Annotated in this window: 13 protein-coding genes; 6 read left to right on the forward strand and 7 right to left on the reverse strand. The window is 62.1% G+C overall.

Going from position 1 to position 15,648, the window contains the following annotated elements:
* Positions 1-47: 47 nt before the first annotated feature.
* The 4 genes from RS901_RS17285 to RS901_RS17300 are packed head-to-tail and all read left to right on the forward strand — an operon-like array spanning position 48 to position 4,126.
* A complete protein-coding gene (locus tag RS901_RS17285) occupies positions 48-989 on the forward strand; it encodes a S1C family serine protease (RefSeq protein ID WP_316150005.1) in 942 nt (313 codons plus the stop codon).
* A 56-nt stretch (positions 990-1,045) separates the two neighbouring features.
* Complete coding sequence (locus tag RS901_RS17290) at positions 1,046-2,059, forward strand: MoxR family ATPase (protein WP_316150006.1); 1,014 nt, start codon at positions 1,046-1,048, stop codon at positions 2,057-2,059.
* Positions 2,037-3,071 (forward strand): DUF58 domain-containing protein, encoded by a 1,035-nt coding sequence (locus tag RS901_RS17295; RefSeq protein WP_316150007.1) that lies wholly within the window; start codon positions 2,037-2,039, stop codon positions 3,069-3,071. Before RS901_RS17290 ends, RS901_RS17295 begins: the two co-directional genes overlap by 23 nt.
* Positions 3,068-4,126 (forward strand): VWA domain-containing protein, encoded by a 1,059-nt coding sequence (locus RS901_RS17300; protein WP_316150008.1) that lies wholly within the window; start codon positions 3,068-3,070, stop codon positions 4,124-4,126. The genes RS901_RS17295 and RS901_RS17300 overlap by 4 nt, the downstream gene beginning before the upstream one ends.
* A 398-nt stretch (positions 4,127-4,524) precedes the next feature.
* On the opposite strand, the gene RS901_RS17305 is transcribed toward RS901_RS17300, so the two are convergent.
* From RS901_RS17305 to RS901_RS17330, 6 genes are all read right to left on the reverse strand, one after another.
* Positions 4,525-6,105, reverse strand: coding sequence for an isocitrate lyase (locus RS901_RS17305; protein WP_316150009.1), 1,581 nt, complete (start codon positions 6,103-6,105; stop codon positions 4,525-4,527).
* A gap of 563 nt (positions 6,106-6,668) precedes the next feature.
* A complete protein-coding gene (locus RS901_RS17310; RefSeq protein WP_316150010.1) occupies positions 6,669-6,824 on the reverse strand; it encodes a hypothetical protein in 156 nt (51 codons plus the stop codon).
* A gap of 653 nt (positions 6,825-7,477) precedes the next feature.
* Positions 7,478-7,852, reverse strand: a complete 375-nt coding sequence (locus RS901_RS17315) for a cupin domain-containing protein (protein WP_316150011.1) — start codon at positions 7,850-7,852, stop codon at positions 7,478-7,480.
* Between the two features lie 1,706 nt (positions 7,853-9,558).
* A complete protein-coding gene (locus RS901_RS17320) occupies positions 9,559-9,801 on the reverse strand; it encodes a DUF1214 domain-containing protein (RefSeq protein WP_316150014.1) in 243 nt (80 codons plus the stop codon).
* Between the two features lie 28 nt (positions 9,802-9,829).
* A complete protein-coding gene (locus RS901_RS17325) occupies positions 9,830-11,254 on the reverse strand; it encodes a DUF2252 domain-containing protein (protein ID WP_316150016.1) in 1,425 nt (474 codons plus the stop codon).
* A gap of 237 nt (positions 11,255-11,491) precedes the next feature.
* Positions 11,492-12,373, reverse strand: coding sequence for a transporter (locus RS901_RS17330; protein WP_316150018.1), 882 nt, complete (start codon positions 12,371-12,373; stop codon positions 11,492-11,494).
* Between the two features lie 373 nt (positions 12,374-12,746).
* Between RS901_RS17330 and RS901_RS17335 the strand changes: the two genes are divergently transcribed.
* Complete coding sequence (locus RS901_RS17335) at positions 12,747-14,018, forward strand: patatin-like phospholipase family protein (protein WP_316150019.1); 1,272 nt, start codon at positions 12,747-12,749, stop codon at positions 14,016-14,018.
* 342 nt (positions 14,019-14,360) lie between these two features.
* On the forward strand, positions 14,361-14,807 hold the full coding sequence (locus RS901_RS17340) for a hypothetical protein (protein WP_316150020.1): 447 nt from the start codon (positions 14,361-14,363) through the stop codon (positions 14,805-14,807).
* A 265-nt stretch (positions 14,808-15,072) separates the two neighbouring features.
* Here the strand turns inward: RS901_RS17340 and RS901_RS17345 are convergent, their stop codons facing one another.
* Positions 15,073-15,318 (reverse strand): DUF1484 family protein, encoded by a 246-nt coding sequence (locus RS901_RS17345; RefSeq protein ID WP_316150021.1) that lies wholly within the window; start codon positions 15,316-15,318, stop codon positions 15,073-15,075.
* Between the last annotated feature and the right edge of the window lie 330 nt (positions 15,319-15,648).

The following is a 15,648-nucleotide window of genomic DNA, read 5'->3' on the forward strand; positions in this document are numbered from 1 at the left end:
CGATGGTACTGTATTTTTCACGGCGGGACGGGACCTCGGGGGCGGCAATGAAACGGGTAACGATCTACGGATGGGTCTCGGCAGCGGCGGCGCTGGTTCTTGCGGCGGTCGTGGGCTCTGCCTGGCTGTTGCAGCCGGCGCCGCGCGTCCTCAAGCAAGCCGACATCGACTCGGCCGTGCTGCACACGCTGGAAACCAAGCGTCTGCCTTCGCGTACAGCCAGGGCGGCGGAGGCGGTTCGCGAGTCGGTGGTGGAAGTTCGCAGCTATGCGCCAGCGGAAAAGGCGGCGGACAAGCTGACGAAAGCGGCATCCGCCCCACACGCCAAGCGTGATCCCCCTGCCACACGCCCCAAAACCAAATCGCCCCCGCCAGCCCCGCCGCCCTCGCGCGATGAACTCGCAAAAGGCGACCCACCGGGCGGCAAGGGCGAGTCCGGCGGCAAGCGCAAAGACCGCCACATCGGTTCGGGCGTGGTCGTGACCGAAAGCGGCATCATTCTCACCAGCTACCACGTCGTCGCCGACGCCCTGCGCCTGGAGGTCAGGTTCCACGACGGCCACACGGCCGAGGCCTCCGTGTTGCAGGCGTTCCCGGAGAAAGACCTCGCCGTGATCCGGCCCGGCTCCATCCCCGACGACCTGCCGCCGGCGACGCTCGGTTCCAGCCGGAACCTCGCGCCAGGCACCGAAGTCATCGCGGTCGGCTTTCCGTTCGGCATCGGCCCGTCGGTGTCTGCCGGCGTGGTGTCGGGGCTCGACCGCAGGTTCGTTTCGCCGGACGGCAAGCGGGACCTGGACAAGCTCATCCAGTTCGACGCCGCCGCCAATCCGGGCAACTCCGGCGGACCGCTGGTGAATCTGGATGGCGAGGTGGTAGGGATCGTCATCGCCATCCTCAACCCCAACCAGAGCGGCACTTTCCTCGGCATCGGCTTTGCTGTCACGATCGAAAGTGCCGGCGTTGCCATCGGATCCTCTCCTTTCTAGACGCGGGGGCCTTTGACATCCTCGCTAAAGGGGCGAGGTTTCTTGGAGCAAGTCTGATGAACGACCAAGCCAGGGGCGCTGGGGACAGCGCCGACTTGATGGAACGCCTGCTGTATGAGGTGAAGCGCGTGGTGGTGGGGCAGGACCACTTCCTCGAACGGGTGCTGGTGGCGATCCTTGCGGGTGGTCACCTGCTGGTGGAAGGCGTGCCGGGCCTGGCCAAGACGCTGACCGTCAAGACGCTGGCCAGGACCATGAGCGGCTCCTTCAAGCGCATCCAGTTCACGCCTGACCTGCTGCCGGCCGATCTGATCGGCACGCGCATGTATAACCAGGGCACGGGCGAATTCTCCACCGTGCGGGGCCCGGTCTTCGCCAACCTGCTGCTGGCCGACGAGATCAACCGCGCACCGGCCAAGGTGCAGAGCGCCTTGCTGGAAGTCATGGAGGAAAAGCAGGTCACCATCGCCGGCGAGTCACATCTCGTGCCCACGCCCTTCCTCGTCATGGCCACGCAGAACCCGATAGAAACGGAAGGCACTTACCCCTTGCCTGAGGCGCAGGTCGACCGTTTCATGATGAAGGTCCTGGTGGGCTATCCCAGCGAAGAGGAGGAAGCCGTCATCGTCAACCGTGTCACCGGCCCCCGCATCAGCGTGAGCCCCATCGCCACGCCCGAGCGCCTGGCAAGCCTGCAGGAGGAATGCGGCAGGATCTATGTGGATCCGAGCCTGGTCCAGTATGCGGTACGCGTGGTGGCGGCCACCCGCAAGCCGGGAAGCTACGGGCTGGAAGAGCTGGATCGATACATAGCGTTCGGTGCCAGCCCCCGCGCCACCATCGGCCTGATCGAAGGTGCGCGCGCCCTGGCGTTCCTGCGCGGCCGGCACTATGCGCTGCCCGAAGATGTGGTTGACCTCGTGCCGGATGTCTTGCGCCACCGCCTGGTGCTCTCGTACGAGGCCATGTCCGACGGCGTGACTGCCGACCAGCTCGTCACCCGCATCATGCAGGCGCTGCCGGTCCCGGAGCGCCCATTGGAATCCCATGTTCGGGCGCCTGCGCGATAGGCGCCGGAGCGGCCCGGAAGCCGCACCCGGTAGCGCACCCACCGGCACGCCTGCCGGCACGGCGCTGGCCAGCGTCGACGCAAGGCAGACCGAGGCCTTGCTGCGCCGCCTGGAATGGACCGTGGTGCGCCGCCTCGACGGCCTGCTGCAGGGCGACTACCGCACGCTGTTCCGCGGCTTCGGGCTGGATCTTGCCGACCTGCGCGAATACCGCCCCGGCGACGACGTGCGGCACATCGACTGGAACGTGACGGCGCGGCTGCAGACGCCGCACGTGCGTGAGTACCAGGAAGACCGGGAGGTCTCCGTCTGGTTCCTGCTGGACCTGAGCGGATCGGTCGGTTTCGGTTCCGGCAGCGTAAGCAAGCGCGACCTGCTGAGCGACTTCACCACGGTCATGGCGCTGCTGCTGACGCGCTATGGCAACCGGGTCGGCGCCCTGCTCTACGGCGGGGCCACAGACGCGGGCGCGTCGGTGGTGCCGGCGCGCTCGGGGCGCCGGCATCTGCTGCACCTGCTCGACCGCATGCATGCCACACCCGCCGCGTTGCCGGGCGACACCCGCTTGCGCGACCTGCTGGAGCGCGCACGGGCGGTCGCGAAACAACGATCGGTGCTGTTCGTGGTCTCCGACTTCATCAGCGCTCCGGGCTGGCAGGCATCGCTCGGAATGCTGGCCCGGCGCCATGAGGTCGTCGCGGTGCGGCTGGTCGACCCGCTGGAGATGGCCTTGCCCGACCTGGGCCTGGTCGTGCTGCAGGATGCCGAAACCGCGGAGCAGATGTTCGTCGACACGAACGACCCGGCCTTCCGCAAACGCTTCGCCGCCGCCGCCCAAGCGCGCGAGGCCGAGTTGCGCCTGGCCTTCACCCAGGCTGGCGTGGCGTGCCTGACGCTGTCGACCTACGCCCGCCTGGACCTGGCCCTGCTGCACTTCACCCGCCGGCGCCGCCACCGTCAAGAAGCCGCTGCGGTAGCAAAGCAGGAGAACGGGCCAAAGGGGGCAGCATGACCGATGCCATAAGCCGGCTACCCGTCTTCAGCTTCCTGTGGCCAGGCATGCTGTGGTTGCTCGCGCTCGTCCTCGTGCTGTCCGCTGGCTACGTATGGCTCGATGGGCGCCGGCGCCACGCGACGGTGCACTATCCCGCCCTGAAAACCGTCGGCGTTGCCATCAAGGGCGGCGCGACCTGGCGCCGCCACGTGTCGCCCATGCTGTTCCTGCTGGCCCTGGCCGCGCTGATCTTCGCCATCGCCCGCCCCCAGGCGGTGATGCTGCTGCCCTCGCGCATCGAGACCGTGGTCCTGGTCATCGATCTGTCCGGCAGCATGCGCGCGCAGGATATCCAGCCCAGCCGCATCCGCGCCGCCCAGCAAGCGTCCAAGGTTCTGCTCGACGCACTGCCCGCGGGCGTCAGGGTGGGAGTAGTCGCGATGGCCGGCACCGCCGCCGTGGCACATGCGCCCAGCCGCAGCAAGGATGCCGCGGCCACGGCCATCGACCGCCTCAAGCCGCAACGCGGCACCGCGCTGGGCAATGGCCTGCTCATCGCGCTGATGACGCTGCTGCCGCAGACGGCTGATGACGCCGAGCGCCTCATGAACGGCGACACTACGCCGCTGCAAAAGCCGGACGCATCCCGCAGCGGCGAAGCCGTGATGCCCGGCTCTTATCCCTCCGGGGCGATCGTCCTGTTTTCCGACGGTGAAAGCAACACCGGCCCGGCCGCGACGCAGGCGGCGCAGCTTGCCGCCGCGCACGGCGTGCGCGTTTATACCGTCGGGGTTGGCACGACCGAGGGTGTGGTGCTCTCGGTCGATGGCTGGTCGGCGCGCGTCAGGCTGGATGAGAAGGTATTGAAGGAAGTCGCCAACGCGACGGGGGCAGAGTATTTCCCGCTTGAGGATGCCGCGCAACTGAAGCGGGTGTACCGGGCGCTCAATATGCGGCTGGCATTTGGCAAGCGCGAACAGGTTGAAATTACTGCGTTCTTTGCCGCGCTGGGGGCGTTGCTGGCCACGTGTGCGGGGCTGCTGTCGTTGTGGTGGTTCGGGCGTGTGATGTAGGCAGGGACTGGCTCTGGCAGAGGAAACCCGGGTGTCCCTTTGCCGCAGCTGTGCCCCACACTCAAAACCACACAGCCACCGACCCCAGCCCCCCAACCTGGGCGCTGGCCCGCGTTCCTCGCCGAGGCAAACAGAAGCGCGGTGCAGGTACCGGTAGTCACCACCTACCCGGCTTTCAGCCCGAAGCCGCGCGGCATAGTGGTTGGCCAGCCAGACGAGCAGTGCCCCAATGTCCGGAATAATGTCTAAAGGCGTGGAAGCCCTTCCGGTCGGAACCTCCACCTGGCGCTCCTTAGAGCAGCACGAAAATGTTTGATGAGAACCCCGCGAGCTATCTCGCCGGACAAAAAAAACGCCAACCCGTATGGGTTGGCGTTTTGCTTGGGGTATTACCGGTATCAGAACTGGTTCATGGTGTTGTCTTTCCCAGCCGCTTTCAGGGCCGCTTCGCCGCTGAAATACTCCTTGTGGTCGTCGCCGATGTCCGAACCGGACATGTTCTGGTGCTTGACGCAGGCGATGCCCTGACGGATTTCCTTGCGCTGCACGCCAGCCACATAACCCAGCATGCCCTGGTCGCCGAAGTATTCCTTGGCCAGGTTGTCGGTCGACAGTGCGGCAGTGTGGTAGGTCGGCAGCGTGATCAGGTGGTGGAAGATACCTGCTTCGCGCGACGCGTCGGCCTGGAAGGTCCGGATCTTTTCGTCGGCGAGCTTCGCCAGGTCGGTCTGATCATATTCCACGCTCATCAGCTGGGCGCGGTCATATGCCGACACATCCTTGCCCGCGGCCTTCATCGCGTCATACGCCTGCTGGCGGAAGTTCAGGGTCCAGTTGAACGACGGGCTGTTGTTGTACACCAGCTTGGCGTTCGGGATGACCTTGCGAATCTCGCTGACCATGCCGCCGATCTGGGCGATATGCGGTTTTTCGGTTTCGATCCAGAGCAGGTCAGCGCCGTTTTGCAGTGCGGTGACGCAATCCAGTACGCAGCGCGCTTCGCCCGTGCCGGCGCGGAACTGGAACAGGTTGCTAGGCAGGCGCTTGGGACGCAGCAGCTTGCCGTCGCGCTTGATGATGACGTCACCATTACCCAGTGCGTCGGCCGACAATTCTTCGCAATCGAGGAAGGAATTGTATTGGTCGCCCAGGTCGCCCGGCGTGTTGGTCACGGCGATCTGCTTGGTCAGGCCGGCACCCAGCGAGTCGGTACGGGCCACGATGATGCCGTCGTCCACACCCAGTTCCAGGAAGGCGTAGCGGATGGCGCGGATCTTGGCCAGGAAGTCCTCGTGCGGCACGGTGACCTTGCCATCCTGGTGGCCGCACTGCTTCTCGTCGGACACCTGGTTTTCGATCTGAATGCAGCATGCGCCCGCTTCGATGAACTGCTTGGCCAGCAGGTACGTTGCTTCGGCGTTGCCGAAACCCGCGTCAATGTCCGCGATGATGGGCACGACGTGGGTGACGTGGTTGTCGATTTTTGCCTGGATGGCGGCCTTGGCAGGACCTGCGGCAGCGTCCAGCTCGCGGAACAGGCCGCCCAGTTCACGGGCGTCGGCCTGGCGCAGGAAGGTGTACAGCTCGCGGATCAGCGCGCTGACGGAGGTTTTTTCATGCATCGACTGGTCCGGCAGCGGGCCGAACTCGGAGCGCAGCGCGGCCACCATCCAGCCGGACAGGTAAAGGTAGCGGCGGTCAGTGCTGTTGAAGTGCTTCTTGATGGAGATCATCTTCTGCTGGCCGATGAAGCCGTGCCAGCAACCCAGCGACTGGGTGTACTTGGACGAGTCGGCATCGTAGGCGGCCATGTCGGCGCGCATGATCTTGGCGGTGTACTTGGCGATGTCCAGGCCCGTTTTGAACTTGTTCTGGGCACGCATGCGGGCGGCATACTCGGGATTGATGGCATTCCACGCGCTGCCGTGGTTCTCTTTCAAACCAGCAACTGCCTTGATGTCGTCTTGATACTGGGCCATGGGAATTTCCTAAGAAGAAAGCGCGTTTAAAAAATAGTTGAGTGTGCTGGCGGATGTCGAGGCAAGCAGCGTGGACTTATTGTAGGGCTTCCTTGATGCGTCGCGGCAAGGTCTTATATAAGACATAAGAGTTGATTTTTCCTTATTTTTCAATGAGATAGACGTCATATTTTGCAATGCGGAACGCCTTTTCAAAGAACGAAACATCGCGCAGGGGGAAACACGGAGCGAATTCCGCAATGTGAAACGCGCTTTCAGTTGTCGAAGCCAGGGGCGAGCACGGATGGCTCGAGCAACGATAGCTGGGGAATTTTGTAGACGTCTGTTCCGACGAACGGTTTCATGAGCCGGCGCAGCAACGTGTGGCTGCCTTCGTGTCCGCTTCGGTCATTCGATCACGAGCGATGGCCGTCGGAAACTGGCCGAATCCAGTCAACAAATATGGGGTCGGCGGCGCTTCGTGTCCCCACGAGCCTCCAGACGCGAGGGCTTGCCCCATCTGGTGGTTACGCACGCAGGTCTTCGAGCTGTTCTTCGAGTAGGCACCCAGGCCGGGCATCGGCCTAGTGTGGCCACTGCATGCCGAGATGCGACGCGCGCAGCGTCTGGCTGGGCAGCACGCCGAACAGCCCGCGGTACTGCATGGCGAACCGGCCGATGTCCCAGACACCGAAGCGCACGCAGATGCTCGTGACCGTCTCGCCTGCCTTGGCATGCAACAGAGAAGAGCAGGCGCCGGGTCAGCGCTAGCAAGGCGCCCAGGCGTGGACCGCCGGTCAAGACAAGATTGCGAGCGAGACATGACAAGTCGGCACTGTCGGCATGTGCCGACATCCACCGGCAGTCGAGCTCGCATGACATGGAGATTGTCATCCAGCTTGCCGGGCGGCTGGCATCTATATGGAACATGCGGTCCGGCGCCATCCAGCCGATTGCGTGGCGGTCGAACCGGCGGCCCGTCAACCACCGTGCATTCATGTCCGCTCAGCGGCAGGAACAGGTTGAAGCATCCCGGCATGCCTGCGCCACTGTAGATCGTCGCGGCGCCTTCCTGTCCGGCCATCAAGGCAACGCCATTCAGTTCGAGCACACGCAGGCGCCAGTCCCGTCGCTGCGCCGAGCGCAGCATGTACCGGCCGTTTACGCCATACAGGGACGCTTCGAATTCATCGAACTCCGCATAGCTGGCCTTGGTCATCGTCGTGTGTTGCATCGACCGGTTGAATCCACAGCCGGTTACGGCCCTTCGATGCCCAGTGGACTGATCTGCGCAAGTTGCCCAGTACCCAGGGAACCGCGTCGGATCGCCGCTCGGGGCACTCTCGAAATCCCTGGTCCCGACCAACTCTGGCAGGGACCATGTGTTTCACCATTAAGCCTTGGCGTAGGTGTCAGCGGACATCACCTCCAGCGCAACGAAGGGTTGGTCGCCTTCAACCCAGGCTTCGTGTCCTGGCGGGATCGTGTACGAATCGCCAGCGCTTATCGTCTTCTCGGTTCCGTCTTTCATTCGAACAGTAAGACGTCCGGACACCGCATAGCCCACGTGGGAGGCCTGACAATGGTCGGTCTTCACGACCGGCTTGATGCACTCCGACCACCGCCAGCCGGGTTCGAAATTGAATCGTCCAATCGTGAAACCTTCGAGCTGGACGACCTCGATTCGGGTCTTCGCAGGGGCGCGAACTTCGTCAGGCGACGCGTGGGATTTCACTTCAAATTTTGTTACGGTGACCGGGGATCCCATGTCTTCACCTCCATCTATCCGAAATGATCAGTTGCCATCCACCTGAACTGCACCGCCAAAGAAGCTGTTGTATGTCCGACTGGCACTGCCCGGCGGCGACAATCCAAATTTAGTACAGACCGCAAGCAGGCGCAGATTTCAGAATTTCGGCGATCGTGATCGTGTCTACAGCGCCCACGGCAGACGACTAGCACATGGCCTTGCACTGGGGGTGGCGCTTCCTGGGTAAGCCCCGATCCATTTGTGCATGCTGCAGCACTCCAGGCGCGCACCCCGAATTCCAGGCAGTCGCCCGAAGCTAAGTGCAATGGCTGGAAGTCTAGTCGCCATGCGCGGGGAAGAGGGCTTTGAAAGGATTCCGCTGGTCGGCGCATCATCCAGTGGCTATGCATGGCGGCGCCCCTATATCAGCACGGCATTCTTCGGTCGACATGCAACTTTGGCCTGCGCACTAGGGGGGACCCATCTCAGCCATTTCCGACGACAAGCTCGAATGACCGTTGCCGGTAGGACTGCGGTCGTTGCACTGGGCGTCTTAGGTTGATTCCAGCCCTTGAGTGTCTGCATCCCTACCCTCAGCGGAAGGGCTGGTGCCGCGGAACCGGCCCACGGTGGTTATTTGACCTGTTTGTCGGAAATGGAAAGGAACCGCGAGGGCAGCTCCGGGGGTAAGGTCGCCGCGAGCGACCGATGGAGGGTACCGCACCGGCGATTCACCCGAGGGATGTTGCCAGCTACAGCGTTGAAACATACTTATATTTCTACGCTGTAGACACTATGGTTGGTGCCAACTTTGATGACCATCGTCCAGCATTGATTGGTGGGCGATGTGTTGTGTCTCCCCGCGTTGGCCCTCCGGACACCCCCAGGACCAGGAGGACTTTCTTCGCGGGGATGTGTAGCGTCTCCCGCGTTCGGCCTCCGGGAAGCCCCCGGACCCGGAGGCGTTTTTTCCGTTCGGATTTCCAGAGCGTCCGGTCTGCGACTGGGCCTAGTCTGTTGGACAGCGCCCATCGTTGGCACGAGCTTTGCGCGCGCGGCGCATCTGTCGCTGCCTCTTCCTCGCGGAGACCCTAGGACCTCGAGGCCTCAGCGCTCGGAATGACATTCGAGATCTGGCTGCTTTTTTCGCGGATCCAAGGGGTGCAAGCTGACGGCTATGGAGTGGTTATTATGAACTCCTCGAATCGTGTGTTGCGGCCCTGCCCGTAAAGCCGGCGAATTGCGCCCCTTATTTCACAGATGAAACCACCACCCATTGCGGCTCGGGTTATCCGTTTGGCAGGGGGGACTTCTTTCCATGAAATCAAGCGGTTACCACGCTTGGCACCGTTTTCGCTTGGACTTAACCTTGCTACGGCTGGCGCCGTCTTCGCCTTGCAAACCGTGCCAGATGATCTCCCAGGACAGTGAGCGCGGATCGCGAAGCTAGGCAAGGGGCCGCATGACAGGAAACCTCTCCTGAGCTAGAGCGACATACGAGGCCTTCGATCATCCACTGCAAATCAGCCAGCTTCAATTGCCGCTAGCGCGGCCGCTCTATGCAGAGGTTTGCATAACGGACGCCTCTCCGATTTTCACTCTATCACCCAGAACAACTGCAGATCAGGTCAGTCGGAGCGCCTTTGCGGCCAGATCGCGAGATGGAACAGCGTGTAGATCATGAGATCGTAAGAGCGGGGCGCGGCTTCGTTGACGAATCCTCCTTACTTCGCCTTCACAACCGCCGGAGGCGTCCATTTGCCGCTCGTGATCGCCTCCTCGGGCCAGTAAGCGCGGACGTAGAGCGAGAAGTCCTCGCCCTTCGGCGCGGGCAGCCAGTTGGCGTGCTGCACGGGATCAGTGGGCTCGGCGACCTGCACGTAGATCGTCACCGAGCGGTCGGCGGCGGTCTTCAAATCCTTGTTCTTCGTGCCAGCGGAGGGAGCCCGGGGACGGCCCGAGGGCACCTGTGGTGATCCTCGCAATTAGGCCTAACTATTTTTCTTCGAGTACCACCTTTATCCGCCCCTCTCTGATCGCACTGAGGAATGCACGGTAATCGCTCTTGTTCTGGGAACAGTACTCGGTCGCGAACTCGCAGATCGCGTCGTCGAAAGTCTGCCCGGAGCCCATGTACCCCGCGATCATCGCGGCATCACCCGAGCGGGCATGCGCGCGGGCCAGAGCGTGCGCGCACATCCGGCCATATTGTCTTAGCATGCTCGCATCCCAGTCTCCGATGATCGCGGACAGCTTCATGTCGCGCAACTGCCGGACGTAGAAGTCGCGTCCATTCTTGCCCCGGGTCCACCCAAGAAAGACGTCGCTCGCCGCCTGCATGAGGCGCTGACCCACGATGACACGTTGGCCATGGTTGGGGTGCCGGCTCGTTCCTGCATATGGCTCCAGCACAGACGACCGCGCCTCCTTCACCTGCAGGAACAGCGGGTCGTTGTCCGCGGCCATGAACAGGCCCACGCCGCACATTGTGCCAACGCTGCCCACGCCGACAACCTTGAATGCCATGTCGAAGAAGTGGAACCGGTCGAATAAGATCCGCGTATGTTCGGGCAGGCTCTCCCGGTACGAAGCAATGGCTTCGGTGTACCCCGAAGCCAGGCCGGGCGCCTGCTCCTCGGTTGGATGGAAGATCAGCGGGGGCTCGTCCTTGATCCTGGGCCTTTCCCCTTCCTCCGAAACAAGTTTCGGATACAGATGTTCAGGTACCGACTTGCGCTTCTCTGCTTCGATACGTTCTGCCAGCCGCTTGCGCGCCGCGGCAATGATTTCAGGGTCGCCTGTCTGGCCCAGGTATTTCTGCAGATCGATCCGGTCGTACCAGACATCCAGGGCACGCATCCATCCGTAGTTAAACATCCGTTCGCGATATTCGCGGACGAGATCGATGGCCACACGTGCCGCATCCCGCTTCGGGAGGGCCAGATGCTCGGCTGCGATGACCACGCTCGCCGCAAGTCGCTTGACATCCCACTCGAACGGAGCCGGCAACGTCTCGTCGAGATCGTTGATGTCGAAGATCAGGTTGCGCTCTGGCGTCGCGAAGCCGCCGAAGTTCATCAGATGCGCGTCTCCGCACGCCTGCACCCGGATCCCGCTGCTGGGGGTATTGGCGAGGTCGGCAGCCATCAGTGAAGCCGCCCCGCGGTAAAACGCGAAGGGCGAGGTGGACATGCGTCCGAAGCGAATCGGGATCAGATCCAACAGCCGGCCTGCGTTGGATTCCATCAGGAGCTCGACCGGGTCGCGGCGGTTCGGAGGCGGCATCCATCCCGCCTGCGATGTGCGCGGGACTGCATCTCGCAACGCCCGCCCTTTCGCTGCGCGCTCTTCTGCGGTCAGGTAAGTCGCTCCGGCCTCGAGCGCGGAGGCCAGGTGCTTACGTGTGTCGGGCTTGTTCATGGAGATTCCCTTCTGCATCGCGTGAAGCGGCTCGTATTGTCATCTTGGTATCAGTTCACCGCGTGAGTTCAGGCGCGCGGTAGCGTTGTCACCCTGAGGGTTGGGCGGTGTCCGGAGATACGCAGGGAAATCCAGCGATCACACAACAACCGCATCGACACGAAGAGGCGCCGATGGTGATGGCGCCATGAAGCGCTACGCTCGGGTGCAGAGTTCATGCCGCCTCTCCGCCTCCGCTCAGTGATCAAACCAACGGTACTGAATTGTCAGCGAGACTGCCTTGTAAGCGCCGCCGAACCTGGTCGAGAGTCCCTTCGACGCTGCCAGTTTGGCGGACCAGCCGCCTGCCAGCGGTAGGGAAAGCGTGACGCCATAGCGGGAGTTTTGCTGCCTGTCTCCGTTGGTGCTGCTGTCAACTGCCGTCTCGCCACCAAAAAAGTAGCCGAGATCGGCGGCAATCCATAAGCCTGGCCGGAAGTCATAGCCGCCGTGAAGCTGCAGCGCGGCAAGCGGTGCCTGGCTGCGGCGGTGGCTGCGAAGGAATGCATCGTTGTCCGAATAGAACCATACCCCAGCGTCAACCTCGACGAACCAATTGCCAATCGGATGCGAGACACCGATTTCGGGCTTGATCGCCCATCGGTTAGTGCCCAAATTGATCAGGCGTGCCGGGTCATACTGACCAGTGGGCGCTATGACCTGCAGGCTCGCACCAACAATAGTGCCGGGGGTACGCTGGGCGAATTCCTCACGCGTCATTGCCGGTCCGCCAACCAAGTCCACTGCCAACCGCAGCCGGATGTCCCCAAGTCCCGCGCGATGTACCTGATTTGGCGCATCGAAGACTTTACCGGCCACGTCTCCATCAGCAAACGGTACAAACAGGCCAATGGAAGCACTACGGCCGACAAAATCGAACACGCGGGCATAACCGATCCCAAACAGATTGAACCTCGCGCGAATATCGGAGATGGGCAGAGATGGGTCCGTGAGTGCTTGTCCGGTTTGCCGGGCGTAATTGGCAAGTAAGAAGTTTGTCCCCGTCGGCGCCGCGGAGTAGGCGCGTGCTTCCAGCTCCTGTGCGTCGGCAACCACCCAGCAGTGCAACAGCACAAACACCAAACAGCTCTTGACTGACCAATGCTGATGGCGATGTCGCTCGCACCGCCCCGTCAGCGCAAGGCCGGTGCTACGTATCCTCTGGGTTTCCCATGGTGAAATCAGAGGAATCACATTCCGCACCAATTCCTTGTGCATGCCGACAAAGCAAGGTTAGGCCAGAGCAGTGCAAAACTAGGCGCCTTTTGTGTGCAGTCTCACACTTGTGCGACGTCCCGTCGTGTCAAATGGACTCCTTGCAGGCCGGGCCGGACCAAATCCCGATCGGTCAGCGTGTAGCCTATAAATGGGTAGGGCCCCGATGGAAGCTCACACGCAACTATTCCGCCGTCCGCGGCGCAGATGACCAACTCAGCGCAAGGAGGACGACATCATGAGCAGACTGTTCGCGGCAGCGGAGTTACTGCGGGGTAGTGCCGGCAGCGGAATGAACCTGGCATCTGCTGTTTTCTGCCTGATCGCTGCTGCCATGCTCGTACTGCAGGGGTGCTCGACTACCCCGGCACGCTTACCGGCAGTCCCCGCCGAAGCAACAGCGAAGGCTGAAATTCCCGGCATGCCCGGCGTACGCTACACGGCAGGGATCGACATTCCGGAACTCAGGGAAGCGGCTTTCCAAGCATTAAAGCGCGAACAGAATTACCTTGCGCAGCAGGGGAAAAAAGGCCCGATGCCAACAGCGGTGTTCGTCGCGATCTCGGGTGGTGGGGACAATGGGGCATTTGCCGCCGGCCTACTGAATGCGTGGAGCGCGACCGGAACGCGACCGGAGTTCAAGCTCGTTACCGGCATAAGCACCGGCGCTCTGATTGCACCGTTCGCCTTCCTCGGGCAGAAGTACGACTCGACGCTGAAAGAGGTCTACACAACCATCTCCCCAAAAGACGTATTGGAACCGCGTAGCATTCTCGCGGGCGTGCTGAGCGACGGGATGGCCGATAATGCGCCGTTGGTAAGGCTGACGCGAAAATCCGTGACCGAGGACTTACTGAAAGAGATTGCAGCGGAGTACGAAAAAGGCCGAATGCTGTTGGTTGCCACTGCCGACCTCGATGCACGCCGTCCAATCATTTGGGATATGGGCAAGATCGCAAGCTACGGGGGTCCCAAGGCATTGGATCTGTTTGTAAAAGTCATGGTGGCGTCGGCGTCGATTCCTGGAGGCGTCCCGCCGATGATGATTGATGTCGAAGTCGACGGAAAGCGCTATCAGGAAATGCATGTTGACGGGGGCATCGTCGCACAGGTATTCGCCTACCCGGCGGGGATACGCATTAAGGACGAGGCGGCTTCGGTCGGCGTCAACCGGGAGCGCAAACTCTATGTGATCCGCAACGCCAGGCTCGATATGGATTGGGCGCAGGTTCAGCGCTCCACTATGAGCATTGCCGCTCGCGCGGTCTCTACGCTGATCCAAAGCCAGGGTGTTGCCGACCTTTACCGCATCTATGCCACTACGGAGCGTGATGGCGTTGATTTCAATCTTGCCTTTATCCCGGCGAGTTTCAAGGCGCCGCACAAGGAAGAATTCGACACCGATTACATGCGAGCACTCTATGACACTGGCTATAGCATGGCGTCGAGGGGTTACCCTTGGGTTAAGGCACCACCTGGGTTCGCCTTGCCGGCTGCTACGACGAAATAGCCTCACATATCGGGTTCCGTTGATTTGGGGGCATCGGCGGCAGCGCCACTTCCCAGGTCGAGGGCCATCGGCTGCCGATTGCATTGTGGCTAACGCCTGAGGCCGTGCCAATCGGTTCTGCTGACGAATGATGTCGGCCTGCGGCCAAGATAAGGCCTTATCCTCTGCAGGGCATAAGCCCTTATCCTCAGGCCGTGAACTGCCTGCCGTGACCGTACGGGCTTCCAGCGACGACGCGGCGCAGGCCATCCCAGCCACGGCGGCAAACCAGGGCTACGTCACGCGCGAACAACTGGCGATCCGCGTCTGGTCAGCGAGGGGCAGAACATCGGGATTGCCACGATGTGCGCGTCGCTCCTTTTATTTGCCTGCCTGGGTGACCGCATCGCGTCTCGGCACTGGCATCGGCTCGGGACGATCCTGATGCTGGCAGGGAGCTACCCATTCTATGCACTGCTTACCGCCCAGAGGCTCGACGTGATCGCGGCCTTCACGATCATTGGGGCCGTGGGCGGACTGGTGAATGGGTCCTACGCATTCCTGTTGGCGGCTCTTTTTCCCACTGAAGTCCGCTTCAGCGGCATTGCACTTTCGCTTAACCTTGCCACGGTCATTTTCACGGGCGCCACCCCCTTCCTTGTGCCGCAGCTCCTGCATGCGACAGGATCCCTGGCTGCACCAGGCCTCTATCTGACTGGTGTCGCCGTTGTCGCTCTGGCTGCCGGCATCGGGCTGAAGGCGATGGGAGGCAGCATCGATCGCCCCAGTAGGGACGCGGGGACTTCTTGACTCGCCACGAACGTCGGCCACGCAGCGACCGAAGCGGCCGTCACGGGTGTGCAGGGCTGCCCATGCGTGGCTGTTGGGCTCCCAAGGACCCATACTGGAACGACTGCAATCGAGCCAAGTCCAGCCCTCGAGATTCTGAGTCCGATTGACTCAGACTGGCCAGAGTCGGTCAGCCGCGTTGCAAACAGACCCACTGTTGTTCGCGAATAGCCAGAGGGAAAGACCGCAGCCGAAGCTGCAGTCTTCCATCCGGCCGGAGCATTTCTCATGCAGCGGCAACATCAGAACCAAATTCACTCGTCCGGAGAAGCTCCTCCGCAGTCTGATCAAGCTGCGCTTTGAGCATCGCCACTAGACAATGCACGCCGTGGCACACCTCTGACCGTTTGCTTTCAACTTCCAGCAGGGGCAGGACACAGCCCAGGCCGGCGCTGACGCGTCCAAGCGAGTACAGGCAGTCTGGAATGGCGGCCAGGATGATGTCTTGTTTCGATGCAGTTTGGTCTTGCATTGCGAGCTCCTAGGGAAGGTTGGAGGACCCGCCTGATGCACTCAGTTGGAGGGTGGCGGGCTTGACAGCGGGGGCAGCAATGCCGGTAACCCAGCAGAAAACCCGGCCAGCCTTACGGCTGCCCCGCCCGGCCCGCCATTGATTGGCATATGGAGACGCTGGCCCAGACCGTCAGAAACGGCACCTGCTGATTGTTCGGGTTGCTACGCCCGGTCACCGTTGTTTCGGCGACGGGCCTAGTGTTCCCTTCCCTGATGCCTGCGGCGATAAGAGGAATCGCAAAGCGTTCGCTTTCGGTCTGAAGGCCCGCAACAGTGGCGGTGTGGTCAT

Source organism: Cupriavidus sp. BIC8F, assembly GCF_032465815.1.
In the GTDB taxonomy this organism is placed as follows: domain Bacteria; phylum Pseudomonadota; class Gammaproteobacteria; order Burkholderiales; family Burkholderiaceae; genus Cupriavidus; species Cupriavidus necator.

What these genes read in the sequence shown, in the direction of transcription:
- RS901_RS17285 (WP_316150005.1), top strand. Translation starts at nt 48, where the DNA reads ATGAAACGGGTAACGATCTACGGATGGGTCTCGGCAGCGGCGGCGCTG.
- RS901_RS17290 (WP_316150006.1), top strand. Translation starts at nt 1,046, where the DNA reads ATGAACGACCAAGCCAGGGGCGCTGGGGACAGCGCCGACTTGATGGAA.
- RS901_RS17295 (WP_316150007.1), top strand. Translation starts at nt 2,037, where the DNA reads ATGTTCGGGCGCCTGCGCGATAGGCGCCGGAGCGGCCCGGAAGCCGCA.
- RS901_RS17300 (WP_316150008.1), top strand. Translation starts at nt 3,068, where the DNA reads ATGACCGATGCCATAAGCCGGCTACCCGTCTTCAGCTTCCTGTGGCCA.
- RS901_RS17305 (WP_316150009.1), bottom strand. Translation starts at nt 6,105, where the DNA reads ATGGCCCAGTATCAAGACGACATCAAGGCAGTTGCTGGTTTGAAAGAG.
- RS901_RS17315 (WP_316150011.1), bottom strand. Translation starts at nt 7,852, where the DNA reads ATGGGATCCCCGGTCACCGTAACAAAATTTGAAGTGAAATCCCACGCG.
- RS901_RS17325 (WP_316150016.1), bottom strand. Translation starts at nt 11,254, where the DNA reads ATGAACAAGCCCGACACACGTAAGCACCTGGCCTCCGCGCTCGAGGCC.
- RS901_RS17335 (WP_316150019.1), top strand. Translation starts at nt 12,747, where the DNA reads ATGAGCAGACTGTTCGCGGCAGCGGAGTTACTGCGGGGTAGTGCCGGC.
- RS901_RS17340 (WP_316150020.1), top strand. Translation starts at nt 14,361, where the DNA reads ATGTGCGCGTCGCTCCTTTTATTTGCCTGCCTGGGTGACCGCATCGCG.
- RS901_RS17345 (WP_316150021.1), bottom strand. Translation starts at nt 15,318, where the DNA reads ATGCAAGACCAAACTGCATCGAAACAAGACATCATCCTGGCCGCCATT.